Source organism: Geomonas oryzisoli (assembly GCF_018986915.1).
Classification (GTDB): Bacteria; Desulfobacterota; Desulfuromonadia; order Geobacterales; family Geobacteraceae; genus Geomonas; species Geomonas oryzisoli.
Map to the genome: position 1 here is coordinate 4,589,939 of NZ_CP076723.1, position 26,544 is coordinate 4,616,482.

A 26,544-nucleotide genomic window follows, 5' to 3' on the forward strand; every position below is an offset into this window, starting at 1 on the left:
CCGGCTGTGTCCCGTCGACAGGAAAGGCGGGAAAACCGCTTGTATGGAGAGGCACTTCTGCTAGATTCGAAATATGAGCAAGAGCCGTGAGACATCCACATTAGAGAAAGCGCTGCTGCGGAGCAGACCGCACCCCGCGTGGTACCAGGGAGGGGGAGCGTACGCGGCCTCGGTCGCCCTGGTCGCGGTGGCGACGCTGCTGTGCGATCAGGCCCGCCCCTACCTCTCGCCGGTCAACATGGTGATGGGATACCTGCTGGTGGTGGTTGTGGCGGCGCTTTTTCTCGGACGCCGCCCCGCACTGCTGAGCGCGTTTCTCGGCGTACTCGCCTTCGACTTCTATTTCGTGCCGCCCCGCCTCTCCTTCAGGATCGCGGACAAGGAATACCTGGTCACCTTCCTTGCCCTGTTTTCGGTGGGGCTCGTGATCAGCTCACTGGTGGCCAAGGCGCGGGAAAGTCTCGACGCGCTCAGGGTGCGCGAGCGGCAGACGGCGAGTCTGTACCGGCTGAGCCGCGATCTTGCGGCCGCGACCGACACGGTTTCCCTGGCGACTGCGGCGGTTGCCAACCTCGAGGACTCGCTGGGCAGCCAGGTGGCGCTGATCCTCGGGCAGGAGGGTGAGTTGGCGCCGGCGGCGGCAAGCCTGGGGTTCACCCTTGCCCCCGAGGCCCTGCAGGTCGCCGAGTGGTGCCTGCGATCCCGGCGTCTGGCCGGAACCGGCACCGATTCCTACGGCAGCGATCCGCTCACCTACGTGCCGCTCAAGGCCCTGGCGGAGACGCACGGGGTGCTGGCCCTCCGGTTGGAAGAACAAGACCTGCGGCTTGACGCGGACCTGCAGCGGCTGCTTGCCGCCTACGCCACCCAGATCGCCATGGCCCTGGAGCGGCTGCGCCTATTGCAACAGGCACAGGAGACGCGCATCCTCAAGGAACGCGAGAACCTGGAGCGGGCCCTGCTCAACTCGATCTCCCACGACCTGCGCACCCCGCTCACGGCCATTACCGGTGCCCTGAGCGCGGTGCTGGAGGAAGGGGAGAAGCTCAACAGCGGGTCACGCACCGAGTTGCTGGAAACGGCCCGCGAGGAGGCGGCGCGTCTGAACCGTTTCGTCGGCAATCTCCTGGACATGACCCGGCTGGAGGCCGGCGTGTTGCAGTTGAAGAAGGAGCCGTGCGACGTGCAGGACCTGATAGGGACGGCGCTGGCGACGGTGGAGCCGCGCCTTCGGGAGGTGGCGGTGTCGGTGCGGTTGGCTCCGGAGCTCCCGCTGGTCTCCCTCGATTTCGTGCTGATGCTCCAGGTGCTGGTCAACCTGCTGGATAACGCGCTCAAGCATGCCGCAGCAGGAGGAGAGCTCGAGATCGATGCGCGCCTGGCGGGAGAACGGCTGGTGCTCGGCGTGGCCGACCGCGGCCCGGGGGTCCCGGAAGCGGACCTGCCGCACATCTTCGAGAAGTTCTACCGCACTCCGGTCCCGGAGGTGGTGGGAGGGACCGGGCTCGGGCTTTCCATCTGCCGGGGCATCGTCGAGGCGCACGGCGGGTCGATCCGGGCGGCGAATAGGAAGGGGAAAGGATTGAGGATCGTGGTGGAGGTGCCGCTTCATGCCGCTGAAGAAGGGAGAGCCGATGAAGGGTGAAGAACAGAAGACGAACCTGCCGCGGGTCCTTGTGATCGATGACGAGGTGGCGATTCAGCGCTTCCTGAAGACGGCGCTCGATACCGGCGACTACTCCGTGCATCTGGCGGACAGCGCGCATGCCGGGCTGGCCGCGGCGGTGGCGGTCCGCCCCGACGTCATCCTCCTGGACCTGGGGCTTCCCGACCTGGACGGCATCGAAGTGATCAGGCGGGTGCGCGAGTGGTCCCAGGTCCCCATCATCGTCATTTCGGTGCGCGAGCGCGAGGACGAGAAGGTGCGGGCGCTGGACTGCGGTGCCGACGATTACCTCACCAAGCCTTTCGGAATCGGGGAGTTGCTGGCCCGGATCAAGGTGGCGCTGCGCCGTTCGTTGCAGCAGGCGCCGGAACCGGTGTTCCAGGCGGGCGAACTGCTGGTCGACCTGCCGCGCCGCAGGGTCACCGTGCGGGGGGAAGAGGTGCAGCTCACCCCAACCGAATACGAGCTGCTGCGCATGCTGGTGACCCATGCCGGCAAGGTGCTGACCCACAGCCAGATCCTGAGGCAGATCTGGGGCGTCGCCTACCTCGAGCAGCCTCACGTCCTGCGGGTCAACATCAGTAACCTCAGGCGCAAGATCGAGGCCGATGCCTCCCGCCCCCGTCATATCCTGACCGAGGCGGGGGTAGGATACCGGCTCAAGTCGGAGTAGTGTTCTTCATTTGCTGCGGCGTCCCATGGTCTTCATTATTTTTGACAGCGCATCGGCAGAAGCAAGGACGGCGGCGACGGTTTTTTGACTTCTCTCCCGGGTTCCCTGCAGGGGTCACACAGATCTCACCGCGACTCCCGTAGCCGCAAATTTTTTTTTCTCTTCCTAACCCCGTGAGCTCTTCCTTGCCAACCCATTGTAGATATTAAATTTTGTCGGAGGCTGCGCTGAGGTTCACGGCACGGTGGACACTTCCGAAAAGGGGTCCGCTGCCGGCAGGAACCTGAAAACGGCACGCATGGTGAAAAAGGGATCTCCCTATCGGCCGCAGTACAAAAAAACCGGCAAGAACGCCGGGACCAAAACCAGAAGGGGGAAAACACCATGTCGACCAGCGATATCTCTTTAACAGCAGGAATGAGGACCAACCTCCTCAATCTCCAACAGACCAGCCAGCTCCTGAACAGGACCCAGCAGAGGCTCTCTTCGGGCAAGCAGGTCAACAGCGCACTGGACAACCCGACGAACTACTTTGCAGCGCAGAACGCGAACCAGCGCGCCAGCGACCTGTCCGACCGTAAGGACGGCATGTCGGAGGCGGTGCAGACGGTTGGCGCTACCAACGCGGGCATCACGGCCATCACCGGCCTGATCAACGCCGCCAAAGGTATCGCGCAGTCCGCTCTCTCCACCAGCGACACCTCGACCAGGTCCAAACTGGCCACCCAGTACGACACCATCCGGAGCCAGATCGACAACATCTCGTCCGACTCCGGCTACCGCGGTCTGAACCTGCTGAGCGCGACCAACACGCTGACCGTAAACTTCAACGAAGACGCAAGCTCCAGCCTCGACGTCGTCGGCTTCCTGGCCAACTCCACCGGTCTGAGCCTCTCCAGCGCCAGCGGCGCCTGGGCTACCAACTCGGACATCACCACCGACACGGCGAACATGGACACCGCGATCTCCACGTTGAGAACCAACACCCAAACCCTGGCGGCGAACCTGAACATCATCACCACCCGCCAGAGCTTCACCGATGCCATGGTGAACACGCTGCAAACCGGCGCCGACAACCTGACTCTGGCCGATATGAACCAGGAAGGCGCCAACATGCTGATGCTGCAGACTCGTCAGAGCTTGGGCACCACCTCGCTCTCGATGTCTTCGCAGGCAGCTCAGTCCGTACTCAAGCTGTTCTAAACCTCAACCCGGCCCGGAGGGGGACACTCCTCCGGGTCGACCTTAACCCCGCCCCACACCCCCTGAGCGACCGCTGATGTCGCTGCCGCACCACGCCCCGATACGATTCCCATAGATGATTTTTTGACTCGCCGCACAGCGGACTTCAGCGCCGACAGCGAGCGAACCATCCCGCGCTGCGCCTGGACAGGTCAGCCGCAGCGGTAGGTTTCTTCGATGCGGTGCATCGCGCCCTTCGGGGTAAGAACACTGGAGAAGAGGATGAACTCTTCGACGTTGAAAGGGGGGAAGCTGAGAGCCCGGTGCACCGACTCGAAGCGCGCCACGGCGGACGACGCGTTCTCCTTGATGCGGGCCAGGGTGATGTGAGGGGAGAAGCCGCGCTCTTCGGGGACGATGCCGGCGCCGACCACGGCGGCTTCCACCTGCTGCTGCAGGGAGAGGAGCGCCCGGGATTCCTCCAGGCCGACCCAGAGCACCCTCGGGTGACCGTGCGGCGGGAAGTGCCCCACGCCGCGCAGGGTGAGCGGGAAGGGAGTGAAGCTGACAGCAGCGAGGTTCTTTTTCAGCATGGCACAGGTCTGGGGGAGGACGTCCCCCAGAAAGCGCAGGGTCAGGTGGATCTGATCGGGCGGCACCCAGCGCAGGCCGGGGATCTCGTCGCGGAAGGATGACAGAGCGGCTTTTATATCGCCAGGTAATTCAACGGCTATGAACAGTCTGGCCACGGCTTCTCCTGTCACATCAGGTATGAGGAGTGCGGTCTGTGCAAAAAAAGAGTTGACTAACCGAAATTTGAATGTTAGACAGTATAGCTTTGGTGATCTGAAAGTAAAGGCGCTCAACGATGCTCGACGCTAGATACTTACGCGAAAATCTGGAGACTGTGGAAGCCCGGTTGAAGACCAGGGGCGAAGGCGTCAATATCGCCCGCTTCAAGGAACTCGACGGCTCCCGTCGCGAGCTGCTTCAGCAGAGCGAGACGCTCAAAGCGTTGCGCAACAAGGTCACCGAAGAGATCGCCCGCCTGCAGGACAAGAGTCAGGGCGCCGAAATGAAGGCGCAGATGCGCGAGGTCTCCCAGCAGATCAAGGGGATCGACGAGCAGCTGAAGGGCGTGGAAGAGGAGCTGCAGGGATTCCTGCTGACCGTTCCCAATATCCCCAACGAGACGACCCCGGTGGGTAAGTCCGAAGCGGATAACGTGGTGGTCCGCCTGGAAGGGAACATCCCCAGCCTCTCGTTCGAGCCGAAACCGCACTGGGAGATCGGCGAGAACCTCAACATCCTCGATTTCGAGCGCGGCGCGAAGCTCACCGGCGCGCGTTTCACCCTGTACAAAGGGCTCGGTGCGAGGCTGGAAAGAGCGCTGATCAACTTCATGCTCGACCTCCATATCGACGAGCATAAATATATTGAAATGCTGCCGCCCTTTATGGTAAACAGGGACAGCATGACCGGTACGGGCCAACTGCCCAAGTTCGAGGAAGATCTCTTCCACCTGGAAGGGGTCGATTTTTTTCTCATCCCCACGGCAGAGGTTCCGGTAACCAACATTCATCGCGGCGAGATCCTGAAAGGATCGGACCTGCCGATTTCATACTGCGCCTACACTCCCTGCTTCCGGAAGGAGGCGGGTTCTTACGGCAAGGACACGCGCGGCCTGATCAGGCAGCACCAGTTCAACAAGGTCGAGCTGGTCAAGTTCACCACCCCCGAGGAATCCTACCAGGAGCTGCAGAAGCTGCTCGGCAACGCCGAGGAGGTGCTGCGCAGGTTGCAGATACCTTACCGGGTCGTCGAGCTTTGCACCGGTGACATCGGTTTTTCGGCCGCCAAGACCTTCGACATCGAGGTCTGGTTGCCGGGCCAGAACTGCTACCGGGAGATATCCTCCTGCAGCTGTTTCGAAGATTTTCAGGCGCGTCGGGCCGGGATTCGTTTCCGCCCGGACGAGAAGGCAAAGCCGGAATTTGTCCACACGCTGAACGGCTCGGGTCTCGCAGTCGGCAGAACCGTGGTAGCGGTGCTGGAGAACTACCAGCAGGCGGACGGTTCGGTGCTGATCCCCGAGGTGCTCAGGCCCTACATGGGCGGGGCGGAGCGTATCAGCTAGGCTTTGGAGGAATGGCCGAGTGGTTGAAGGCGGCGGTCTTGAAAACCGTTGAACGAAAGTTCCGTGGGTTCGAATCCTACTTCCTCCGCCATTGATTTAGCGCAGTACCAAAAGCAGTAGAGGTTGAAACGGAGAGCTGGCCGAGTAGGTCGAAGGCGCACGCCTGCTAAGCGTGTATACTGGGAAACCGGTATCGAGGGTTCGAATCCCTCGCTCTCCGCCATTTTTTGCAGTAGGCAGTAACAGGGTTGTTGCAACTCCGGAGGTTGTGGTGAAGCGGTTGATGAAACTCACGGTTTTGTCTCTGATCGCTATCGGGTTCGCAGCAGGGTGCAACGAAAAGGAAAAGACGGAGCAGACGGCAGCCGCACCGAAGGTGGCCGAGGCTCCCTCCACGGTAGTGGTACCGGACCAGGTGAAGGGGAAGTGGAAGGCGGTGCAGATCCAGGTCGCCGACAAGAACGCCCACCTGAAGAAGGTCTACACGCTGAAGATAGGCTCGGATTTTCATCTTCCCGGGTCGGATCTGACGCTCAACGTGGAAACCTTTTTCCCGCACTTCGTGATGGAAGGCACCACCCTCACTTCCCAGTCGAACGACCTGGTCAATCCAGCGGCACAGCTGGTGATCCGGGAGAAGGGGAAGGAGATTTACAAGGGGTGGCTGTTTTCGCTCTACCCTACCACGCATGCGTTTCAGCATCCGCAGTACGGTTTCACCCTGGTCGACTACCTGCCGGCCAGTTGATAAAGAATGCGCTCGTAGCTCAGCTGGATAGAGCAACGGACTACGAATCCGTAGGTCGGGAGTTCGAATCTCTCCGAGCGCGCCATAAAAACAAGGGATTGGTTGTTTCGTCTGATCCCGTGTTTGATTTTTAAGCCTTCAAAGACTCTCCTTCGAAGGTTTGCAGTAAAAACAGCAGTTTGCGCCCGTAGCTCAGCTGGATAGAGCACAAGACTACGAATCTTGGGGCCAGGAGTTCGAATCTCTTCGGGCGCGCCATTTTGGAAAATAGAACGGCCTCTCCATTTTTACTGGAGGGGCCGTTCTATTTCGTGTGGTCTCTCGTGTGGTCTCCAAAGTGCTGATCGTGGATGATATATCCTGAAACCGTCTGCACGAAAAACCTTCTCCCTGCCATTACTGTCCAACTCTTTTCCCAGATATTGCTTCGTCCTCTTCTGTTACCTCGGGCCTCTTGCGTGAAATGGGCTATTGCGGAGGAGTTTTCTTTTAGCCCCGTACGTCCCTACGGGGGAATCCTAATCTTTCTCCCTCAGCAGGTTTTGATACCGCTCAGGCCTAAAGACCTGTCTTCCGGTTCAGGTGCCGGACCAGGGCGGAAAGGAATCGGTCAGGCGCCTTGATGGGTTGGCTATTCCGGATATGGGGGAGGTCGCAGACCGACCTTAAAAATAGGATTGTCGAAAACTCGTCTCTCTGCCATAGATCGCTTCAGCCCTCAGAGCCAATTTTCATGCTTCGAGTTTTCCGATGCCACTCGCCGATAGGATTTCAACACTCTGCGAAAGATCTTAAATTTGTACGAGATAAGGAGTGAGAGCAGAAAAGACGCCTTGGTGGACCTCCCACCCCCGCAGAATGTCGTCATCATCGGGTGCAGAGCCTGGATAAGCCGGCGTTGCCGGCGGCAACCCCTCGACCAGCTCCCGATCGCCGCGACGCCCAACTACAAAACACGCGTGACGGTGACGTGTGCACATGACGCACAGACGGCCTGCCTCGAGATGAAATTTGTCTGGTTCATCCAGTCCCGCCATCGGGTGCCAACAAACTACGACATCGAACTCAAGCCCCTGCAGCTTATTAGCGGTGTTGACCACGACGCCTGCCAACCCAACATCATTAAGCATCCCGCGGACCATGTCCTTCTGATCATTATGGGAAACAACCACGGCGATCCGCTCGGCATCAAGAGGAGCTCCCTTTTGGTTACGTTCACAGGTGAGAGTACAGGTCCGATGCATTAACCGACAGATCAGGTCTGTGATGAGCTGTCCCGTAACCGGATCCAGTATCAGGGTCTGGAAAGCCGGTTGCTCCAGATAGGCCCACCCTGACTGTGCAGCTGTGGACAAGGCCTTATCAAGGGCCTTCTCGCGTGAACTGACGGCTGTGGCCGGACCTAGTTTCATGGTCCTGACGCCATCGGCGACCGCCGCTTCGAAATGGTGATCGTGGGAATAAAAATTCCTCGCTATCAAAGCGCCACGGCTGTCGAGCCGCCTGGTGATCGGAAAGCGATGGAGCGGTGTGTTCGGGTGGTTTAGGCGGAGTACCCCTACCGCTGTCTGCAACGGGTCTTCAGCAAGGCCCTTCCACTGCAGCCCAGCCTCAACGGTGGTAAACGGCAAAATCTGGCCGCTATCGCCTACGCACAGATGCCTCGGCGCAATGCCAGCAACGGCGAAGTAGTTTGCCGAGGTAGCCTGGAAGCTCTCATCGATGATGAGCGCGTCAAATTGGCCCAAGGCAGGAATGAATCCGCTTTGCGGGTTAATAGCCGACGCGAGTTTGTGGATGGTGCCCACTAGCACGGTCTCACCGGTCGCTTGATATGCCGGGGATATGATGGCGACATTTGGCCGCAGGATACCAAGAGGAGGGATAACCTTCTCCCCGTGTATGTACGCGACACGCCCCGGGTCGCTGTCGGCAATGGAGCGAACGAGACTGAACACCTGTTCATTTGTAGGGGCACCAACAGCAACCCGCAACCCGAGCGCTCTACACTTTTTGACCGTGTCGGTGACAAAGTAGCTCTTTCCTGCACCTGCAACGGCGGAGACGATGACCGCACCATTCCCTGTGATCTTGAAAAAATCGTTCTGAGCGGCCCCTGCGACCTTACCCGCCGCCTCGATGACATCTTGATTGAACATGATCATGCCGCTTGTCCAGTTACGTCGTTGTAGTCAAGATCAGTGGTAGCTGCCGGTTCAGCAACTTTGTGCGTCCAAGGAACCTGCTTCGGCAGGTAGAGCTCATACCCGGGACGAGTGTTGAACAGTGAGAAGCAGGCGCGAGCACCGACTTGGGGTAGCCCTTCTTTTTGGGACCGATTGGTCTGTAGGACGAGGGTGACATCGGATCCACTACCTGACGCGGATACAGCGATTATGCGCCATTGTTTTGCGCTCGGTGCCCGCGTCCACCAGACCTCCGTGCCCACCTGCATCAGGCAAGGAACATCGGTGTGAACAGTGACGCCCGGGCGAAGGCATTTCTTGCCATTGATGAGCTCGCGGCGAGACGGGTTGCTATTGATCACAAGGCCCGCCAGCGCCTTGCCGCTAAGCAGATGAGGGGCCATGCGCAAGGGGTCATCGACGGCTTCTTCAGCCAGGACAAGGGCCTCTGTGCGTTCCAGCTCGTTGAGCCGGACTGCGGCGTTCCGGGCTGTCATGCGGGCCTTGCGACGTCCCTCCGCTGGCCCCATCATCCACGACAGGTGTACGGCGTACTCGAATCGATCCACATCGGCGCGCCGTGGGACGGATGCAGCTTCCTGCCTGCCCCGTTCCCTATCGATCACCTTCCAGATCAGGTCCCAGGTCTCCTCAGTCATATCCTGGTAAACAGCTCGCAACGGTGCGGAAAGCTTCTGAATGGTCTGCGAGTTCTTACTCCCTGCACGAGCCTTGTTGAACGCCTGCATCAACTTGAAAACCTGCTCGCCGTCTTTTGGCATAGGGAGAGGGCCAACTGCGTGGTCTTCTGCGACTTCCGCAGCATTGAAGCCGTGAGTGTCCGGAGCTGGCTCTATCCAGGCATCTAGCGCAGCCAGCGAATGCGACTCGAAGGTGCTCATGGCTGTGGCGTAGTGCGACACAAGCAGATCGGCTGCGGATAAGATCAGCTGCTGCCCCGGCAGATGCGCGTGGTTAGCCAGCCACATCAGGTGGCGGCCCAAGCGCAGGAGCAGCGGATCCGCCGGGTACGGGCCTTCTGTCGGAAGATATGCGAGACGGCGGCCAAGCCGCCCAAGGAGCCTGATCGTTTCGGAGTTGGCAACAATGATCTGAGGCATGGCTACGGGTACCGAAAGCTGCTCGCCGAAATGTGAAACATACTCGCATGGGCCGTTCGCGTAGCTCTCGAGGGCGGGGCAGAACTCCTTGGCAAAGTCCAGGAGCGCGGCGAACAACAGGTCGCGGTCAAGAGGATACCCAGGAACATACAGGTGGAACCCGGTTGACTGCCTGCCAATCGCTATAGCACCCGGGCTGTAAGGCTCGGCTCCGAGCTGCCAGGCAACGATACAAAGCGGATCTTTGGCGATAGCTCGATGCCTGTACAGGGCCGTGGGCTGGGCCTTCCCTTCTTCGTGCGCGCGCGCAGCCAATAAAGCCTGAAAACTACTCATAGCACCCCCTCGGCGAGCACGCGCCCGAGAACCTCATTTGCGCGCACCAGCGCGGCCGCCGCATGCACTTCCTGAGGAGAGGCCGGGGCACCGTCCGCCAGCTCGGCGGCGCGATGCAGTGACCCTATACCCGGAAAGTAGCGCACAACTGCGCTGCCGCAGAGAGCGACGTGCCCCGAGCCGTGCGCCCGTGCACGGCACAGCTTGGCCATTCCGCAGTCTCGAAGACAATCGGGCCGATAACAGGTGCCAATTTTGTCCATCATCTGCTCGAGCATATCGAGCCGCAGCTGAGGCTTCATGGTCTCGGCAGGAAACTGGAATCCGCACGAGAGTTCGAGGATATCCTCTTCCTTGGGAGCGGACTCGAGAAGGCGCTCCGCCCGCCGTACCCTGGCGGCTAGATCCTTTATCAATAGCGTCGGGCGCAGGCCAATACCCTGCGGCAAAATGATGAACCCGTTGTTGGAAACGGTGTCGGGCGGTAGGCCAAGCTCGCAAAGTGCACGCCGGCAAAGTAGGACATACCACGCTGCCTGGTCACAAGCGGCACCGAACTTGTCGGGGTCGCACTGGTTGTCAGTGATCGGAAATGACTTGATTTCAGCCGCGTGGATCTTGCCGCCCGAGGCAGCTGCCAGGCCGTCCGCCTCGAAATAGGCCTTCTTGCCTGCAATCGTGCAGGTCAGTACCGCTCCATCAATTATGTTCGGCGCATCCGGAGCATAGTTTGCGATCTTTCGCAACAGCTGTCGGGTTTCCACAGCACGCTGCTTCAACCCCTCTTTGTTGGGCGCTGTCCCTTGATGCAGGTCACGGATCCCAGCGTCTTCCAGGGGAAAACCTGCCTTCTCGCGCAGCAGCTGTATCAATCCGGCATAGCCGTTGTCCTTGACGCGGAACTCGAACATCTCTCCACGTTGGAAAGCTTGTGGGTCCTGCCCGAAATCGACTGAGTAGTAGGTGTCCTTACACATGTGGTCGAGATCGGTCCGAGCAGCCAGAGCCAATCTAGCAAATGTGCAGTCGCTATGCGACATGGCCGTAGCGAGCACGCGGACCGTAGGGGTCTTCTCAGAAGCGTCACCTCTCACCTTTGCGATTTGATCATCCACCGTCATTGATTACTCCCTCAGCCTATCTTGCCTTATTCGCAATCACGTGCGGTATCGTGCCGCCCCACAGCTGGTCATCCTCGTTGAGGCTGCGTACCGCTCGCTCAGCCTCCTTCTGGCGCCCCTTCTGATCTTCACCCTCTATCAAATTAAGCTCGGCAAGAACTGCCTTACGGATTCTAACAGTGTCCAGTTCCTCGCTGGAGTTCCATGCGTTCTCCAAAGCGTCAGGTACCGTGCGAGCCAACTCGCCTAGCAGCCTGCACATGCGGGCGGACATCTCAGGGTCAGCAACCTTTGCCTCGCATTGGTCAACTAAGCGAAGGCAAACCTTAAGGTGATCCACCCTTGGGCTCAGCGGCCCGACAATTCGCTGCCAAAGGGGCCAATGGGAGAGGACGAACTTGCCGCGGCCGGCAATGAACCAAGGCCCTTCCAGGGCAGGAAGGACGTAGGTATCACGTCTCGAACCAGACTCCCAAGAGCGACGCTCGTCCCGCCGGATAGATGCCATAGAGCGCTGATCCAAAGCGTCCCCGCTCCGAGCTTCACTGTACGCTGCGATCAACTTGGGAGAGCACGGCACGTTAAGCTCGGTAAGAGTACTGACAACGCGGTCACGAGCGCTCAGGCTCTTGCTGGCAGATGGCCGGGCTGCCCGCTGCTGCCCTATTCTTCGAGCCCTCTGCCATGCGGCTTCCGCCTCCAGCTGGAGACGTGCGACAGCGTCCATGTCCCCACGGCTCGATGCCTCAGCAGTTTCGGTGGCCAGGCGCGCAACTTCTTGCATTATTGCTATTAGCTTATCGTTCATGGAGGTCATCTTACCAGATATTTTCCAGACTGCAAGAATTTTTCCAGACTTTTTGTGCTCAAGACTTCCAGCCTCCAGACCGCACCGACAGGCAGGATGCCTGCCCTACATATTGCCATATCCTCCACCTTTCCCTCCCTTGCAGTACGCCATTGTCGTGCCTGCCCAAGAAATTTACTTACCGCTTGGAGTCTAACGGGATTGAGTTAGAATTCACCAATGTCTTATTGCCTGACCCGCCTTATACTGATGCACCAGGAGAAGACCAGGCGCTGGCAGCTGGTCTTCGGGGAGCCCGAGGCTATCCGCGAGGTGGGCGGGCCGTTCGCCGAGCGGCATGTCTTCTTTCAGCCCGGGCAGCTCTTCGGGGTAGAATTCTGGGAGGCGAACGAGTACGGCACGGTGAGCTGGCACGTGATGGTGCTGAGAGCCGTGGCACCTGGCGAGCGTGCGCACGTGCTGAAACAGGTTGCACCCGGGGCGGAGATCCTGCTCGACGCCGGGGGGAGGAAGAAGGTACGTGAGGCGCTTAAGTGGCTACGTGAACTTTCGCGGAATAGCCTGTCTCTTGTCGCACTCGATCCCGACTATTACCGCGCGTCGCACTATAAGCTGAAAGCGCGGCTGAAACCTCGCGACCCCGCCGCGCCCACGGGAAAAGTGCGCGACCTCTTGCGACGCTGAGAGAGTTGTTCACGTGTGCATTTCAGCGCGGCGCGAGCCGCGGTCGACGGCGGGGTTGAGTTCGGAGTTCTTTTCATCTTCCTGGCCGGTTTTCGGGGTGGTGGTTTTGAATGGCTGGAGGGGTGAGGGGGCGGTAACTGAAGCGGGTGGAAGGGAGGAAAGAGGGGATAAGGCAAGATAAAGGTGCAGGCGCCGGGTCTTTGCAAGCCCGCGTCTTGGCTCCCTCTTTTCGGCGTATCGCTGGAAAGCGTACGCCGTTCTCCCTGAAAAGCCCCGCTCAGAGCCGCTTGCCTCGGCGCCTGTTTTCGGAGGCCTTTCATGTCGCGAGGTTACCGAGAAGAGTCCGAAGAGGATGATCGCTTCCGGATCAGGCTCAAAAAGGAGCGCAAATCATCAGGTTCCGGCACCCAGTCAGCGTCCTTTTTCCAGGTGGTGCAGCGGGTCTGCCTGGCCGGGAAAGCGACTAAGGGGCGCGCATTTTCAGGCGGCAAAGGTTCACATCGAAACCAGAAAGGGAAGGGGACCTTCACCAGAAACGCGGCGAGAAATTTTCAGCGGGTGGTGGTGAAAACCAGGGTGGTGAAGAACTTCTCCGGCTCAAAGGGGGTGCGGGCCCTGAAGCTCCATGTCTCGTATCTGACCCGGCCCGGGGTGGGGCTGGAAGGGCCGGAGCGCGGACGCTGTTACGACGAAAACGGCCCGCTGGAGAAGCGGGAGCTCGGCCTTTGGGAGGAGAAAATTGCCAAGGACCGGCATCACTTCCGCTTCATCGTCTCGCCGGAAAAGGGGCGGGAGTTGGATCTCTCGGACTACACGAAGGAGCTGGTCCGGTCGATGGAAAAGGATCTTGGCACCTCCCTCGACTATGTCGCCGTGAACCACTACAACACGGACAACCCGCACGTACACCTGATCGTGCGTGGCCGAAACGACCGGGGGGAGAACCTGGTGCTCGGCCGGGACTACATCGCGAGCGGGGTGCGGAACCGGGCCAGGGAAATCGCCACTTCGCGGCTTGGGCGCCGTACCGAACTGGAGATCCAGGATGGCCTGGTCGCCGAGATCAAGCTTGAGCGCTATACCGGGATCGATCGTGAACTGGTCCTTTTACAGGAGCGGAGCCCGGCCCGGGAGATCGACTTGAGGGCACCGCCGGGGAGGGAAAACAGCATCGCCGCCTTCCACCGCAGCGTGAAAAAGCAAAGGGTAAAGGAGCTTGAACGGCTGGGGCTCGCCCAGGAAAAAGCGCCGGGGATCTGGCGGCTGGACGGGGAGACGGAGCGGGTATTGCGCGAACTCGGCCTGCAAAACGACATCATCAAGACCATGCACAAGAGCCTCGGCCGCGAGGGGGACCGGGAGCTGGTTATCTTCGATCCGACCGATCCCTTGCAGCGTGAGTTGCAGGGGAAGGTGTTGGACCGGGGTGTCGCGGACGAGCTATCCGATCGAAGCTACCTGGTCGTTTCCGGCAGCGATAACCGGACCTACTACGTGGGGCTGTCCCGCTTTTCCGAAGTAGAGGGGAGGGAGGCGCTCCCCGGCTCACTGGTGCGGATCTCGGTGCCACAGCACGAGCTGGAGTTGACCGATCTGGACCGGGAGATCCTGGGCCTTTCCCGGCAGGGGGGCGGCATCTACCGGGATGGGGTGGATCTTGAGACGAGGGGGGCGGGGCGTCTGCCGCCGGGACTTGATCTTGGTTCCACTGCCGAGATGCGCCTGAAACGTCTCAAGGTACTGGAGCGAAACGGGCTGACCGAGGAGCTCTCCGAAGGGAGCTGGCGGGTGCCGGACGACCTGCCGGACAGGATGCGGGATCTCGCCCTGAAGAAGGGACTCTCCCGCGACGTGCGGGTGGTCCTCGAGGCACCGTCGCGTGCCCAGGAGCTTGCCCAAACGCTGGAGAAAAGGTTGCAGCCCGAGCGTGATCTGACCCGCTAAAGGGAGGAGCCATGAGGCCAAAGCTGTTCGCTCTTTTGCGTCTGGTCGTCGCCGTTTCCCTGGTGGTTCTTGGTGCCTGGATGGCCACCCAAAGTTTCGCCGCCGTCTACGGTTACCGGGACAGTCTGGGGGAGCCCTGGTTCCGGTTGGCGGGGCGGGCCCTCTATCCTCCCTTCCGGTTTCTTTACTGGGATGCACTGCAAAACGGTAACGGCGCCGAACATTTCGCCCGGAGCTGGCGCTACCTTTACGGCGGCATTACTCTCGGCTTGCTGGTGTTTCTCTCCGGCGTCCCTGGTCGCTTTTCGTTCCGTGTGCTCAGACGGCACCTGGTGGTCCTTGGTTGCCTGCTCCCCGGTTTGGCCTGTGCGCTGGGCGGGCTCTTTCTGGCGGCGCAGCTGCAGGCGAGGCTGGCCCGGTATCCCGTCTCGCTCGGCGCTCCGTTTCGCTACTGGTACCGCATTCCCCTGTACCGTCCCCACTCTTTTCTGGCCTGGCGCATCATGTTCCAGCGTGACCCTGCCTATCGTCGCGACTTCAATCGGGTGCAGTGGCTCGCCTGGGGCGGGCTCCTCTTGGGCGTCGTCGTGAGCGGCAGGCTTTGGCTGCGCCTGAAAAAGCCGGAGCCGGTAGCCGACAGCCACGGTACGGCGCGCTGGGCCGGCGAGGAGGTGCTGGAACAGGCGCGGCTCTACGGCGAGCACGGGGTGGTGCTCGGCCGTTCCCAGTCGGGGAGGCTTTTGAGCCACGACCGGGAGGAGCACGTTCTTTTGCTGGCGCCCCCCAGAAGTGGGAAGGGGGTGGGGGTGATCGTCCCCACTCTTTTCTCGTGGCCGCATTCCGTGGTGATCACCGACATCAAGGGGGAGAACTGGGGCATCAGCGCGGGGTACCGCAAGAGTGAACTGGGGAACCTGGTGCTCCGCTTCAACCCGACCGCCGAGGAAGGGTGCGCCCGCTTCAACCCGCTGGAGGAGATCCGGGTCGGGACCCTTAAGGAGGTGGCCGATACCCAGAACATAGCCGATATCCTGGTGAACCCCTTCGGCGAAGGGATGCAGAACCACTGGGACAAGACGAGCTACGACCTTTTGGTCGGGACCATCCTGCACATCCTCTACTCCCCCGAGATCAAGGAGAAGAACCTCGCCACCCTGGCCCTCATCCTGAGCGACCCCGAGCGGAGTTTCGACGACACCCTGAAGGCGATGCTCACCGCCCGGCACGACCCGGAATTCAGCTTCGGCTGGCAAAGCGCCACCGGAACTCCTACTCCTACCCATCCCGTGGTCGCGAGCGCCGCCCGCGCCATGCTGGACCGGGCCGACACCGAGCGCTCCGGGGTGAAGTCCACCGCCCTGGCTTCCCTTGCCCTTTACCGCGATCCCCTCGTGGCCAGGAACACCAGCTGCTCCGACTTCAGCATCACCGATCTCATGCAGCACGAAAAGCCGGTGAGCCTGTATCTCGCCATCCCCACCTCGGAGATCTCCCGCACCAAGCCTCTCTACCGGATGATCATGAACATGCTGGGACGCAAGTGCACCGAGTCCATGGAATTCAAGGAGGGTCGCCAGGTGGTTTCCTACCGGCACCGGCTGCTCCTTCTGATGGACGAGTTCCAGTCACTCGGCCAACTCGAGTTTTTCGAGGCGGCACTTGCCTTCATCGCGGGGTACGGCATTAAGGCGCTTCTGGTGGTGCAGAACCTGGAGCAGATCAGGAAGTACTACGGCCCGCACAATTCGATCTTCTCCAACTGCAACGTCCGGGTGGTTTTCACCCCGAACGACATCGAGAGCGCGGAATTGATCAGCCGCATGCTGGGGGAGAAGACGGAGCTCGTGACCAGCACCAGTTATTCGGGACGGCGCCTCGACTTTTGGTTGCGTAACACGACGCACTCGACCCAGGAGATCGCGCGGCGGCTGTTAACCCCCGGAGAGGTGCTCGAATTCCCGGAAAAGGAGGAGATCATCTTCCTGGCGGGGCATCCCCCCATCCGGGCCAACAAGATCCGCCACTTCAAGGACCGCAGTTTCAAGAGCCGGGTGCGGGCGGCACCTGCCGTAAGCGATACCATCGCTGTGGCGGGGCGAAACCCGATCGCGGCGGTGGTCGCGGCGGCGCAAGGGGGTAAGGAAGAGGTCCGCTTGCCGATCTGGGGCGGGACCGCGTGGCAGACGGAGGAGAACGAGGAGGCAGCGCCCGTGCCCGTTCCTGCCCCCGTCCAGGAGCGTGAGGTCTCAACACCACCTCCTGCGGCACAGGAGCCGGGAGGGGGGACACAGGAGGAGATGCCGCGCTGGGCGCGCGAGCTTATGGAGTCGCGGCACAGGGAGGAAAAGCCTGAGACCGAGGATGACGGCACGGGAGGGGTGACGCTATGAGAGGACCGACGGTGCGCTACAGCATCAGGCTGTCGGCGGAGTTGAACGAGGCCTTGGAGGGGATCTGCGCCCGGCGCAGGAACCTGACCAAAAAGGCGATCATCGAGGCGGCCCTGAAGGAGTACCTTTATCCGGAAGGGGCGGACAAGAGGGAGCTTGAGTTCTCCCGGTTCATGGACCGCATCGAGAAGCGTCTGAAAGCGGAGGAGCGCTATCTGGAGATCGTCGGGGAGACCTTGTCCCTCTACATCCGGGTATGGCTGACCCAGACCCGGGAACTCCCCGAGGAGCAGCAGGAGCTGGCGAAACGGATCGGTGGGAAACGTTACCGGAGGTTCCTAGAGATCCTGGGCGAGAACCTGAGACAGGGCAAGAGCATCTTCGAGGAGCTGCCAGGGGAAGTTTACTGCGGCGAGGATGCCTTCTTCGAGGCTGGGGAGGAAGAGATCTCAGGGGAGGGTGTAACCGCCTGAGGTAAGACTCCGTCAGGGGGGAGGCTTCCCCCTCGCTGCAAACGCGGGGGCGTTTTCCGCTACCCCCTCTGCGGGGGAGCCCCGCAACGCCCCATGAAGGCAGGCCGCAAGTAGGACCAAAGCAGCCGCCGCATTGCGCCGGCAGCTTTAAGCGGTCCCGGCCCGACCGGAGGCACGGCCTCCGATCCGGCCACCTTCGAGAGCCGACACGCCGGGCGCAGGACCTGGAACCGGTCCTGCCTCCTTCATTCAGAGGAGATACCGCCATGGAGACGAGGAACAAAGTGGTCAGGCGCAAGGAGCTGCTCGATATCATAGGGCTGAGCAACGCCACCCAGTACAGGATGGAAAAGGCCGGGCTCTTTCCGGCCCGAATCAGGCTGGGCAAGGGGTCGGTCGGCTGGCTCCTCTGCGAAGTCGAGGAGTGGCTGCAAAACCGGCAGCGGGTGTCGGTCACCGTCGGGCGCGGTCCCGGCGGACAGCCCCCCCGCTGATCCTCGGCCAACATTTTATTGTCCCGCTGTCGCTGTAAGCTGTGGTATATAAGCGCTTGCAGCGCCGTGGCAACAACGAAAGGTATATGGACATGTCTCCTCGTCAACTCAGCTTCGAATTACCCTTAAACCAGCTCTGCCCCAAGGTGCTTGATGCCGTTGAAACGCTCTCTGCCACCACAGAGGCGGATTCACGCGGTGCCATCTACACCCGCAGTGAAGTCGTCGACTTCATCCTCGACCTGGTCGGATATACGGCGGACAAGCCGCTGCAGCAGTATCGGCTCCTGGAGCCGTCGTGCGGAGAAGCAGACTTTCTGCTGCCGGTCCTGAGGCGTCTTCTGGCTTCCTGGCGGCGCTTCGGGAACTCAAACGATGCTATCGAGGAGTTGGGCGAAGCGATCCGGGGAGTGGAGCTGCATCGCGATACCTTCCACGTCACCCGCCTTGCCGTCATCGCGCTACTGGTTGAAGAGGGGATTGCCCATCCGACGGCTGAGGAGCTTGCCGACCGCTGGCTTATCATGGGTGATTTCCTGCTATCCCCATTGGATGCCCGGTTCGATTTCGTGGTGGGCAACCCGCCCTACGTGCGTCAGGAACTGATCCCCGCCCCGCTGCTGGCCGAGTACCGGAACCGCTTCGAGACCATGTACGACCGGGCCGACCTCTACGTTCCCTTCATCGAACGTTCCCTCTCTCTCTTGACCTCCGGGGGGGCTTTGGCGTTTATCTGCGCCGACCGCTGGATGAAGAATCGCTATGGCGGACCGCTGCGCAAGCTCATATCCGAGCGTTACCACCTGAAGATTTACGTCGACATGGTTGACACCCCCGCCTTCCATTCCGAGGTGACGGCGTACCCCGCAATTACCGTCATAACCCGGGAGAAGCCTGGACCAACCCGGATTGCCCGGCGACCCAAGATAGACCGGGCCACCTTGGCCGAGCTTGCCGGGGCGTTGTCCGGTCAGCCGGCAGCTCCGGACGCAGCCGGGATTCGCGAGGTGCCCCGGGTGACCTGCGGGGCCGAGCCGTGGCTTCTGGAAACATCGGACCAGATGGCGCTGATCCGGCGGCTGGAGGCAGAGTTCCCCACGCTGGAGCAGGCAGGCTGCAAGGTCGGGATCGGTGTCGCTACCGGGGCGGACAAGGCCTTTATCGGCGACTTCCAAGGGCTCGACGTGGAGCCGGACCGGAAGGTTCCTCTGGTGACCACCCGGGACATCGACTCGGGTGAGGTTCGGTGGCGGGGACTTGGGGTGATCAACCCCTTTGCCGACGAGGGCGGTTTGGTTCCCTTGGAGCAATACCCGCGCTTACGCAACTACCTGGAGTCGAGGCGGGAAGCGATTGCGGGGCGCCACTGCGCTCAGAAGGCGCCCGCCAACTGGTACCGCACCATTGACCGCATCACGCCGGCTCTCGCGGCAAGGCCAAAGCTGCTGATCCCCGATATAAAGGGGGAGGCGCACATCGTCTATGAGGAAGGCAAGCTCTACCCTCACCACAACCTTTACTACGTCACCGCCGAGGATTGGGATCTGCGGGCGCTGCAGGCGGTTTTGCTCTCCGAGATAACGAGGCTCTTCATCGCGACCTATTCGACCAAGATGCGCGGCGGGTTCCTCAGGTTCCAGGCGCAGTATCTGAGGCGGCTCCGGCTCCCGCTCTGGGAAAATGTGCCGGCGGAGCTGCGTACCAGGCTGGCCGAAGCGGCAACGAAGAGGGATCTGGTGGAGTGCAACCAGGCCACATTTGCATTGTATGCATTGAGTAGTGAAGAACAAGCCGCCCTGGGCGGGACTGGAGAGTGAAACGTGGGTCTGGACCTTGTGAACTATGAAGCGAAGGCCCGGGAAGCTGTCAAGGCTTTTTGGGGGAACCGTGAGGCTGCCAGAAAAAAACAGATCGAAGCCGGCAAGGCGGATCAAGGCGAGCGTGCGGGTGTGACCAGCGGGAAGAATATGGACGGCTTCATTGCTCTGATCCTGGACATCATTCGCGCCAACGGTCTCGCGCATGCAGAGATCCACCAGAAACGTGCTGTGCTTACCCTGCCGGGGTATTTCCGGCCCACCAAGCTTTGGGACCTCCTGGTAATTCACAAGGGGGAGCTCATCGCCGCGATAGAGCTGAAGAGCCAGGTGGGGCCGTCCTTTGGGAACAACTTCAACAACCGGACTGAAGAGGCCATCGGTACCGCACATGACCTATGGACGGCATACCGGGAGGAGGCGTTCGGAAAGCAGCCTCGTCCTTTTGTAGGGTGGGTGATGATGGTCGAAGACGCCCCCGGTTCCAGAGCAGCTGTTAGGGACGCCTCTCCGCACTTCCCTGTGTTCGAGGAGTTTAGGGGCGCTTCCTATATCAAGAGATATGATCTCTTGTGCCAGCGCCTGGTTAAGGAGCAACTGTACACGACAGCTGCACTCATTACCTCCGAGCGCAGTGCGGTGTCAACTGGTACCTATTCTGAAGTATCTGCCATGACAGGTTTAAAGGCTTTTGTTGCAGCCCTTGCTGGGCATGTTGCAGCAGAAGCCTCCCGCTTAGAGTGATACAGGACCGTCAGCAATTATATGGCGGATGGAAAACAGACAGGCACCTGCGGTATTCCGTAGGTGCCTGCCATGTTCGCGTTTGGTGATGTTCTCGGCGAGCTATTTATTTCTTGATATAGTGCAATAAACATTCATCTAAATCATATAAATGATTGTAGGATGACGCATCGGCTCTTTGACTCTTTGTTTCATAAATATCAGTATAGTTTGCTATAACTTTACCCATTTTCTTTATTTGCGACTCAACCAGATGTGCAGACAGCTTTTTATCTACATCATTATAGGTTTTTGAAATTTCGGTAAACAACCTTCTAGTGAATAAGTAAATTGACATTAGGTCAGCAAAGACATAGCCCGCAGACACATCCGATTCCTCAAAGTAATCCTCTTTAACGTGGTCCATGCAAAGAAACCCAAATATGAGCCTGTCGGCATTTGGCATCCTCAAGGTAAAATCATCATCCAAAACATTGTTCAATAAAGTCAACGGTACTATTAAGGTTGATTTGTAGAAAGATGACGTATCGGTGTTTTTACCATAATCTTCCCAGCACTCTGCCCAATTCAGTCTTTTCTTTTTGCTTTCTATGACTTTCAAGAAAATACTTTTGTCACGGCTGGCGCAGAAATCTATTGATTTTTTGTTTAAAAGTCGTGGATTATGGTATTTCCCCTCTGCAGCAGCCTTAGGAATATCGTTGCATAAGAAATGTCTTCCGGTTGTTTTAATATGATAGAAGCCCGTGTTTTTCTGTATAGCGCAATCTGATATGTAACTAACTTTCTTATTTCTGAATACAGTAATAACAGAGTCACCAGTTCTATCCTCTTTGAAGTTGCCTTTAAGACAGAACCTAGGGCTTACATTATCTCTTCCCTCGAAGTATTCCTCCAAAAGATTAAAATTTTTGAGAGTATATTCTTCAAATTTGTGGTTTAGGTAATCAATAAGCCTATCCATCAATCTTTCAACTTTAAAAGTTTGAACGTTTTCCCCATTGACATATTCTTTAAGGTCCTTGTGATACTCGGACGCAATATAAAAATATTGAGCTATAGCACCTTGATTAAAACAGCACACTTTTTTAAGGGTATGGAGTCGTTTTTCGTAATTATTTTGAGCAGGAGCTACAACCATATCTTCAAGCTCTTTGTAAGCTCTAAAAGGTCTAAAATATACCTTGGCGGCATGTTTGCAGATATCTGGGGTCTGTTTAAACAGCATGTATAACTGTTTCTTGAACTTATCCCGTGACTTTTTTTTGTGAAATTTCTGGTTTGGCAACAATATGTGGTCTAAATTATTGGTAGTTATCATACTCGACTCAACCTCACCATGGATTTACGTGTATGAATAGCAGTACCACCCACAAAAAATATGGCGTCAATCACAAATAAAGTGGTTTGTACATGATTGATACCAGTTTTCGTTATATCATCCGCTCTACAAACGGTAGCAAACCAGTGCAGGATTAAGTGCAGAGAAAGGGTCACTGCGGCAAAAACCAAGAAAGCTGCTGCGAACAGGATGAAATGACAGACCCAGTCCCATACAATGCTTAACGGTGTTTCATTATGCGAGGTCGAAGCTGGTGCCACCATCAGCGTGGTAGGCTGAGCCTCTGGTAGTGCATCTGGTTGGCCCACATTGGCGAGATCAACAGGTTTAGGCACTTCGATACCGGGAGATTCCATCACAAGTCCTAATAAATACCATTGAATTTGAAACCGGCAAGATTTAACCATAATTTTTACTACAGCACAATCTAATTCAGGCCCAGCTCAACACTCCCCTCCCCGCGTTCGGGGAGGCAGAGCCTGCAGGACGTAGAGATGTATTTCGGAGGGGAGATCGCCCCAGATCTCAATGGAAGGGGCTGGCACAACTCACCATGGGCACAACTCACCATGGTGGAAGAGGGGGCGGCATCGCAGTAAGCCCTGTACGGCACCCCCGTCATTGCACATTGCGCGGTTCCAAGGCGCACAAGCACTCTGTCGTGAGGGTACCATCCTCTTGGGGGCTTTACCTGTACAGCATCACCCACCCAACAGCCTTCTGGCTGGACATTGCCGACAGCGAGCCGACCAGCTTCAGCGGCGTGAATGCCAAGTGGCGGCGGGGATCGGAATTACTTTCCCGAAAGCCGTTCTGGTAACAATGCTGAGCAGTCGACGTTCCCAGTTCTCCATAGCCGATTGTTTTTCCCTATCGTAACGGTACAGGTTGTACACTCGGATTATGCCTTGTTTCGCGTGGTTAAGCACCGCATCGATCACCTCGTCCATCTGTCGCATCTCAGCGAGAAATGTTGCGGCGGTACGCCTCAGGTCGTGAGGGGTGAAAGGTTCTATGCCGAAACGATTTGCTGTCGAGGGCAGGCCGTCCACACTTTCGGCAGGCCAAGCCAGGTTCCGACGCACGGCGTGAGCTAGTGAGCTCACCGAGATCGGTTGCTTTTTTTGGGTATGAGGACAAGGGAAAATGTAACCCCTCGCTTTTCTCTCACCGGTCTCCTCGTCGACTACTGTGAGATCCCCAATCAGGTCCAGCGCCGTCGTCGTTAAAAACACACGATGTGCCTTGCCGTTCTTTGCGCGTAGCGAGGGGATTGTCCACCAGTTACCATCGATCTCGTCGCTGTGCATCCCCGTGACCTCCCCGGGGCGCTGCGCCGTTACCAGCACCAGTTTTAAGGCGCGCTTCGTTTCTTCGCTCATGGAGGCCTCATCTATGGTCTTCCACAAGGTGGCCACCTCAGCCTCTGAAAGAGCCCGCTCCCGCCGGTTGATTGGGCCGGGCATCTTCACCCCGGTACAGGGCGAGAACTTCAGGATGTCGCGCTCCACCGCGAAGTTGAACACTTTCCTTATGCATCTGAAGTTGCCGTTTGCCGACCCGGGAGACCCCCGCTCCAGGATCGATTCGAGCAGAAGGACCACATCGCGCTTGGTGATGTCCTCGGCCTTGCGCTTGCCCCACGCCGGGAGCGCATCCCTGGAGAGGATGCGCAGGTCTTCCTTCCACCCCCGTTTCTTCACCTTGGCGTGCCTCTCTATGTACTCGTGCACCAGGTCTGCGAACGAGTTCGCATTCTGCCGCTGGTCTTTCACCTGACTTGCCATCATGAGGGGATCTTTCCCGGCCTCCACGACCCTAAGGGCGTCGCGGTACCGTATCCTGGCTTCGGCAAGCGAGACGGCAGGGTAGTGCCCGAGGTTCAGGAAGCGCCGCTTCCCATCGCTGCGGAAGATGAAGAACCAGGTCTTGACGCCCCCCGGCGTCACCCTTATGCCGAAGCCACCGCCTTCCCGTATGTCGACGATTTTTTTCTCTGGTTTCAGGCTGTCGATGAACTTGTCGCTAAACTTCATGGTAGCTCCCGATGTCCCCGTGTGGTCTCTCGTGTGGTCTCAGATGGTCTGGCTGGGGTGGAATTTCCTGATGTGCCATGAATAAGAAAATAGCGGCTAAATGCAGTAGTGTCAACGGTTTTAGGTTGGTGAATGGGACGTGGTGAGGCAGGGTGAAACGGCATGAAAAGGCGGTTTGTCCTGACTACGAATCTTGGGGCCAGGAGTTCGAATCTCTTCGGGCGCGCCATTTTGGAAAATAGAACGGCCTCTCCATTCAACTGGAGGGGCCGTTTTATTTTCTTACCATTGCCGCTCCTGATACCGCTGACGTGCGGTGCCACTGATGTTTCCCCCCAAAGATCTGCATGCTGCTTCCGCGGACAATGAGGAGGCTAGAACAACTGTGAAAGCAAGAAGATGCCCACTGCGACGACAAGCGCCCCCGCTCCACGCTTGGTCCAGGTCGAGAAAGCGACCACCCCTTTCGCCTTTATGAAAGAGTCTACGAACCCGGTACAGGTCCCGGCCACCAGCATGAGGAGGCAGTGGCCGACCGCGTAGGTGAACAGGAGCGCCATACCGTAGAGGAGCCCTCCCTTGGTTGCCACCACCGTCAGAAGGATCACCAGGACGGGGGTCGCGCAGGGGGATGAAACCACTCCGAAGAACAGGCCCAGGAAAAAAGCGCCGAGCATCCCTCCCCGCCTCGGCCGATAACCCTTTCCGGAAAAGAAGGTGACCTCGTAGAGCCCCAGGAGCTGCCCCCCCATGGCAAGAGCCACCGTTGCGGCGGCCACGTACCACCATCCTCCCAGTGTCCCGAACATGGTGCCGAAGAGGCCGGCGGCCGCGCCGAAGGCGGTGAAGGTCAGGGACAGACCCAGCACGAAAGCGAGGGAATACCGGAAGGCCCTCACCCGGTCACCGTCGGCGTATCCGCCGACGAAACCAACGACCAGCGGGATGGTCGCCAGGACGCATGGGGAAGCAGAGGACAATACCCCGGCCAGGAAGACCACCCCGAAAGCGATCAGAGGGTAGGCGGCAATGACCTGTTCTGCGTTCTCCAGGAGACTCACCTCACCCCCAGCGCCTTCAGTTCCCGAACGAGGTCGGTTCTATCCAGTGCACCTACATGCCTTTTCACCTCACGTCCCTTCGCGTCGAAGAACACCTGGGTCGGGATCATCTGGACCTTGAACCTTTCGGCGGCGGCGTTGTCGGCATGTACGTCAATAAAAAGCACCGATGCCCGCCCCCGGTATTCCGCCCCGAGGTTTTCGAGGATCGGTGCCATCTTCTTACAGGGGATGCAGGTGCGCGCGCCCAGGTCGATGACGGTGGGCTTGCCCGAGGCTAGCGCCTGGCGGATAACTGCTGTAGACGCGGAGGGGAGCTCGGCATGGGCGGGAAGGGCGAACAGAAGCACGGTCGCAGCAACCAGTCGCCTCATGACAGCAGCCCCATGATTTCCACTACCGATGCCACCTTGCCGGAGAATTTCACCTGGCCGTCTATGACCAGCGCGGGAGTACTCATGACCCCGTACTTCATGATGGAGGGGATGTCTTCGACCTTCAGCACCTCCGCAGCGGTGCCGCTCTCCTCGACCGCTTTCTTCGTGTTCTCGTACAGTGTCTTGCATTTGGCACACCCGGTACCGAGGATTTCAATTTTCATTCGTTTTCTCCTTGCTAAAGAATGGCATTGAACAGATAGCCGACAATGATGATAGCGGCTGCGACTATTCCGAAAAACGTGGCGAGAAGCCTCGTCTTCAGGACGTTTTTCAGAATGACAGCCTCCGGGAAGGAGAGGGCCGTCACGGCCATCATGAAGGCGAGCACCGTGCCGATCGGGAGTCCCTTCTCCATCAAGGCCTGAACCACCGGGACGATGCCGGCTGCGTTGCTGTAGAGCGGGACGCCGACAAGGACCGCCAGTGGCACCGCCAGGATGTTGTCTCTACTCGCGTAGCGTACCAAAAGATCCTCGGGTGCGTAGCCGTGGATAAAAGCGCCCAGGCCGATGCCGACAACCACGTAAGGCCAGATCTTCTTGAGCAGCGCCACCGTGTAGTCGGCGGCGTAATCGAGTTTTTCCCGGAAGGTCTGTTCCTGCATCTCAGCGGCCCCGACCTTGATCTCCCACACATAGTCCTGGACGTGCCTTTCCATTCGGAGCCGGCCGATCACCATTCCGGCGAGGATCGCGACAACCACTCCGGAGCCGACATACGTCAGGGCGATCTTCCAGCCGAACAGCCCCCAGAGCATGATGAGGGCAACCTCGTTCACCATGGGAGAGGAGACCAGGAAGGAAAAGGTGACCCCGAGGGGGATGCCGGACTCGACGAAACCGATGAACAGGGGGACGGCCGAGCACGAACAAAAAGGAGTCACTATCCCCAGGAGTGCAGCGAGCACGTTGCCGACATACTCGCGGTTATGGGACAGGATGCGCCGGGTACGCTCCGGTGAAAAGTAGGAGCGGATCACCGCGACGGCATAAACGATAGTAGTCAGAAGCAGGAAGATCTTGACCGTATCATAAATGAAGAAATCGAGAGCCTCGCCGAGCCGGCTTTTTGCATCGAGGCCGATGACCTGGAACACCAAGTAATCGGCTAAATTTTTCAGCATCGGAGGCTCCTATCAGGA

At 59.0% G+C, this 26,544-nt stretch carries 23 protein-coding genes and 4 tRNA genes; 16 read left to right on the plus strand and 11 right to left on the minus strand.

Annotated features, from left to right (window positions below):
• The first annotated feature begins 73 nt into the window (after nt 1–73).
• From KP004_RS19985 to KP004_RS19995, 3 genes are all read left to right on the plus strand, one after another.
• On the plus strand, nt 74–1,645 hold the full coding sequence (locus KP004_RS19985; protein ID WP_216800134.1) for a DUF4118 domain-containing protein: 1,572 nt from the start codon (nt 74–76) through the stop codon (nt 1,643–1,645).
• Nucleotides 1,611–2,339 carry a response regulator gene (locus KP004_RS19990; RefSeq protein WP_437178138.1) on the plus strand — a complete coding sequence of 243 codons (729 nt, stop codon included), beginning with the start codon at nt 1,611–1,613 and terminating at the stop codon, nt 2,337–2,339. The genes KP004_RS19985 and KP004_RS19990 overlap by 35 nt, the downstream gene beginning before the upstream one ends.
• Nucleotides 2,340–2,723: 384 nt before the next feature.
• Nucleotides 2,724–3,542, plus strand: a complete 819-nt coding sequence (locus tag KP004_RS19995; protein ID WP_216800135.1) for a flagellin N-terminal helical domain-containing protein — start codon at nt 2,724–2,726, stop codon at nt 3,540–3,542.
• 191 nt (nt 3,543–3,733) lie between these two features.
• Here KP004_RS19995 and thpR read toward each other — a convergent pair whose 3' ends face one another.
• Entirely contained in the window at nt 3,734–4,270 is a 537-nt protein-coding gene (thpR, locus tag KP004_RS20000; RefSeq protein ID WP_216800136.1) for an RNA 2',3'-cyclic phosphodiesterase, read from the minus strand.
• 119 nt (nt 4,271–4,389) lie between these two features.
• On the opposite strand from thpR, the gene serS reads away from it, so the two are divergent.
• The 6 genes from serS to KP004_RS20030 all read left to right on the plus strand — a co-directional run bounded on the left by serS (nt 4,390) and on the right by KP004_RS20030 (nt 6,664).
• The gene (gene serS / locus KP004_RS20005) at nt 4,390–5,658 is read left to right on the plus strand and encodes a serine--tRNA ligase (protein ID WP_216800137.1); all 1,269 of its coding nucleotides are present in this window, start codon (nt 4,390–4,392) and stop codon (nt 5,656–5,658) included.
• Between the two features lie 5 nt (nt 5,659–5,663).
• A tRNA-Ser gene (locus KP004_RS20010) sits at nt 5,664–5,749 on the plus strand.
• Nucleotides 5,750–5,788: 39 nt separating this feature from the next.
• A tRNA-Ser gene (locus KP004_RS20015) sits at nt 5,789–5,881 on the plus strand.
• Between the two features lie 48 nt (nt 5,882–5,929).
• Complete coding sequence (locus KP004_RS20020; RefSeq protein ID WP_216800138.1) at nt 5,930–6,406, plus strand: DUF2155 domain-containing protein; 477 nt, start codon at nt 5,930–5,932, stop codon at nt 6,404–6,406.
• An 8-nt stretch (nt 6,407–6,414) separates the two neighbouring features.
• A tRNA-Arg gene (locus KP004_RS20025) sits at nt 6,415–6,491 on the plus strand.
• Nucleotides 6,492–6,587: 96 nt separating this feature from the next.
• Nucleotides 6,588–6,664: transfer RNA gene (locus KP004_RS20030), tRNA-Arg, on the plus strand.
• A gap of 533 nt (nt 6,665–7,197) precedes the next feature.
• Here the strand turns inward: KP004_RS20030 and KP004_RS20035 are convergent.
• Genes KP004_RS20035 through KP004_RS20045 form a run of 3 tightly spaced genes read right to left on the minus strand, consistent with a single transcriptional unit; the run spans nt 7,198 to nt 11,170 of the window.
• A complete protein-coding gene (locus tag KP004_RS20035) occupies nt 7,198–8,571 on the minus strand; it encodes an AAA domain-containing protein (protein ID WP_216800139.1) in 1,374 nt (457 codons plus the stop codon).
• The gene (locus tag KP004_RS20040) at nt 8,568–10,049 is read right to left on the minus strand and encodes a hypothetical protein (RefSeq protein WP_216800140.1); all 1,482 of its coding nucleotides are present in this window, start codon (nt 10,047–10,049) and stop codon (nt 8,568–8,570) included. Before KP004_RS20040 ends, KP004_RS20035 begins: the two co-directional genes overlap by 4 nt.
• Nucleotides 10,046–11,170, minus strand: a complete 1,125-nt coding sequence (locus KP004_RS20045; RefSeq protein WP_216800141.1) for a hypothetical protein — start codon at nt 11,168–11,170, stop codon at nt 10,046–10,048. The genes KP004_RS20040 and KP004_RS20045 overlap by 4 nt, the downstream gene beginning before the upstream one ends.
• Before the next feature lie 1,027 nt (nt 11,171–12,197).
• Between KP004_RS20045 and KP004_RS20050 the strand changes: the two genes are divergently transcribed.
• From KP004_RS20050 to KP004_RS20080, 7 genes are all read left to right on the plus strand, one after another.
• On the plus strand, nt 12,198–12,662 hold the full coding sequence (locus KP004_RS20050) for a DUF2840 domain-containing protein (RefSeq protein ID WP_216800142.1): 465 nt from the start codon (nt 12,198–12,200) through the stop codon (nt 12,660–12,662).
• 318 nt (nt 12,663–12,980) lie between these two features.
• Nucleotides 12,981–14,606, plus strand: coding sequence for a DUF3363 domain-containing protein (locus tag KP004_RS20055; RefSeq protein WP_216800143.1), 1,626 nt, complete (start codon nt 12,981–12,983; stop codon nt 14,604–14,606).
• A gap of 11 nt (nt 14,607–14,617) precedes the next feature.
• Nucleotides 14,618–16,996: a type IV secretory system conjugative DNA transfer family protein gene (locus tag KP004_RS20060; protein WP_216800144.1), complete on the plus strand. Its 2,379-nt coding sequence runs from the start codon at nt 14,618–14,620 to the stop codon at nt 16,994–16,996.
• Nucleotides 16,993–17,469, plus strand: a complete 477-nt coding sequence (locus KP004_RS20065) for a ribbon-helix-helix protein, CopG family (RefSeq protein WP_216800145.1) — start codon at nt 16,993–16,995, stop codon at nt 17,467–17,469. Before KP004_RS20060 ends, KP004_RS20065 begins: the two co-directional genes overlap by 4 nt.
• Before the next feature lie 266 nt (nt 17,470–17,735).
• The gene (locus KP004_RS20070) at nt 17,736–17,963 is read left to right on the plus strand and encodes a helix-turn-helix transcriptional regulator (protein ID WP_216800146.1); all 228 of its coding nucleotides are present in this window, start codon (nt 17,736–17,738) and stop codon (nt 17,961–17,963) included.
• A gap of 92 nt (nt 17,964–18,055) precedes the next feature.
• Nucleotides 18,056–19,780 (plus strand): Eco57I restriction-modification methylase domain-containing protein, encoded by a 1,725-nt coding sequence (locus tag KP004_RS20075; RefSeq protein ID WP_216800147.1) that lies wholly within the window; start codon nt 18,056–18,058, stop codon nt 19,778–19,780.
• A gap of 3 nt (nt 19,781–19,783) precedes the next feature.
• Entirely contained in the window at nt 19,784–20,524 is a 741-nt protein-coding gene (locus tag KP004_RS20080; RefSeq protein WP_216800148.1) for a PaeR7I family type II restriction endonuclease, read from the plus strand.
• A 106-nt stretch (nt 20,525–20,630) separates the two neighbouring features.
• Here KP004_RS20080 and KP004_RS20085 read toward each other — a convergent pair whose 3' ends face one another.
• The 7 genes from KP004_RS20085 to KP004_RS20115 all read right to left on the minus strand — a co-directional run bounded on the left by KP004_RS20085 (nt 20,631) and on the right by KP004_RS20115 (nt 26,526).
• Nucleotides 20,631–21,752: a hypothetical protein gene (locus KP004_RS20085; RefSeq protein ID WP_216800149.1), complete on the minus strand. Its 1,122-nt coding sequence runs from the start codon at nt 21,750–21,752 to the stop codon at nt 20,631–20,633.
• Nucleotides 21,753–21,841: 89 nt separating this feature from the next.
• Nucleotides 21,842–22,273 carry a hypothetical protein gene (locus tag KP004_RS20090; RefSeq protein ID WP_216800150.1) on the minus strand — a complete coding sequence of 144 codons (432 nt, stop codon included), beginning with the start codon at nt 22,271–22,273 and terminating at the stop codon, nt 21,842–21,844.
• 348 nt (nt 22,274–22,621) lie between these two features.
• Nucleotides 22,622–23,902 carry a tyrosine-type recombinase/integrase gene (locus tag KP004_RS20095; protein WP_216800151.1) on the minus strand — a complete coding sequence of 427 codons (1,281 nt, stop codon included), beginning with the start codon at nt 23,900–23,902 and terminating at the stop codon, nt 22,622–22,624.
• Between the two features lie 374 nt (nt 23,903–24,276).
• Complete coding sequence (locus KP004_RS20100) at nt 24,277–24,963, minus strand: cytochrome c biogenesis CcdA family protein (protein WP_216800152.1); 687 nt, start codon at nt 24,961–24,963, stop codon at nt 24,277–24,279.
• Nucleotides 24,960–25,337: a thioredoxin family protein gene (locus KP004_RS20105; protein ID WP_216800153.1), complete on the minus strand. Its 378-nt coding sequence runs from the start codon at nt 25,335–25,337 to the stop codon at nt 24,960–24,962. The genes KP004_RS20100 and KP004_RS20105 overlap by 4 nt, the downstream gene beginning before the upstream one ends.
• The gene (locus KP004_RS20110; protein WP_216800154.1) at nt 25,334–25,564 is read right to left on the minus strand and encodes a thioredoxin family protein; all 231 of its coding nucleotides are present in this window, start codon (nt 25,562–25,564) and stop codon (nt 25,334–25,336) included. The genes KP004_RS20105 and KP004_RS20110 overlap by 4 nt, the downstream gene beginning before the upstream one ends.
• Before the next feature lie 14 nt (nt 25,565–25,578).
• Complete coding sequence (locus KP004_RS20115; RefSeq protein WP_216800155.1) at nt 25,579–26,526, minus strand: permease; 948 nt, start codon at nt 26,524–26,526, stop codon at nt 25,579–25,581.
• Nucleotides 26,527–26,544 lie beyond the last annotated feature (18 nt).

What these genes read in the sequence shown, in the direction of transcription:
- KP004_RS20085 (WP_216800149.1), bottom strand. Translation starts at nt 21,752, where the DNA reads ATGCTGTTTAAACAGACCCCAGATATCTGCAAACATGCCGCCAAGGTA.
- KP004_RS19995 (WP_216800135.1), top strand. Translation starts at nt 2,724, where the DNA reads ATGTCGACCAGCGATATCTCTTTAACAGCAGGAATGAGGACCAACCTC.
- KP004_RS20040 (WP_216800140.1), bottom strand. Translation starts at nt 10,049, where the DNA reads ATGAGTAGTTTTCAGGCTTTATTGGCTGCGCGCGCGCACGAAGAAGGG.
- KP004_RS20050 (WP_216800142.1), top strand. Translation starts at nt 12,198, where the DNA reads ATGTCTTATTGCCTGACCCGCCTTATACTGATGCACCAGGAGAAGACC.
- KP004_RS20045 (WP_216800141.1), bottom strand. Translation starts at nt 11,170, where the DNA reads ATGACGGTGGATGATCAAATCGCAAAGGTGAGAGGTGACGCTTCTGAG.
- KP004_RS20065 (WP_216800145.1), top strand. Translation starts at nt 16,993, where the DNA reads ATGAGAGGACCGACGGTGCGCTACAGCATCAGGCTGTCGGCGGAGTTG.
- KP004_RS20060 (WP_216800144.1), top strand. Translation starts at nt 14,618, where the DNA reads ATGAGGCCAAAGCTGTTCGCTCTTTTGCGTCTGGTCGTCGCCGTTTCC.
- KP004_RS20075 (WP_216800147.1), top strand. Translation starts at nt 18,056, where the DNA reads ATGTCTCCTCGTCAACTCAGCTTCGAATTACCCTTAAACCAGCTCTGC.
- KP004_RS20105 (WP_216800153.1), bottom strand. Translation starts at nt 25,337, where the DNA reads ATGAGGCGACTGGTTGCTGCGACCGTGCTTCTGTTCGCCCTTCCCGCC.
- serS (WP_216800137.1), top strand. Translation starts at nt 4,390, where the DNA reads ATGCTCGACGCTAGATACTTACGCGAAAATCTGGAGACTGTGGAAGCC.
- KP004_RS20070 (WP_216800146.1), top strand. Translation starts at nt 17,736, where the DNA reads ATGGAGACGAGGAACAAAGTGGTCAGGCGCAAGGAGCTGCTCGATATC.
- KP004_RS20115 (WP_216800155.1), bottom strand. Translation starts at nt 26,526, where the DNA reads ATGCTGAAAAATTTAGCCGATTACTTGGTGTTCCAGGTCATCGGCCTC.
- KP004_RS20095 (WP_216800151.1), bottom strand. Translation starts at nt 23,902, where the DNA reads ATGAAGTTTAGCGACAAGTTCATCGACAGCCTGAAACCAGAGAAAAAA.
- KP004_RS20035 (WP_216800139.1), bottom strand. Translation starts at nt 8,571, where the DNA reads ATGATCATGTTCAATCAAGATGTCATCGAGGCGGCGGGTAAGGTCGCA.
- KP004_RS19990 (WP_437178138.1), top strand. Translation starts at nt 1,611, where the DNA reads ATGCCGCTGAAGAAGGGAGAGCCGATGAAGGGTGAAGAACAGAAGACG.
- KP004_RS20090 (WP_216800150.1), bottom strand. Translation starts at nt 22,273, where the DNA reads ATGGTTAAATCTTGCCGGTTTCAAATTCAATGGTATTTATTAGGACTT.
- KP004_RS19985 (WP_216800134.1), top strand. Translation starts at nt 74, where the DNA reads ATGAGCAAGAGCCGTGAGACATCCACATTAGAGAAAGCGCTGCTGCGG.
- KP004_RS20055 (WP_216800143.1), top strand. Translation starts at nt 12,981, where the DNA reads ATGTCGCGAGGTTACCGAGAAGAGTCCGAAGAGGATGATCGCTTCCGG.
- KP004_RS20110 (WP_216800154.1), bottom strand. Translation starts at nt 25,564, where the DNA reads ATGAAAATTGAAATCCTCGGTACCGGGTGTGCCAAATGCAAGACACTG.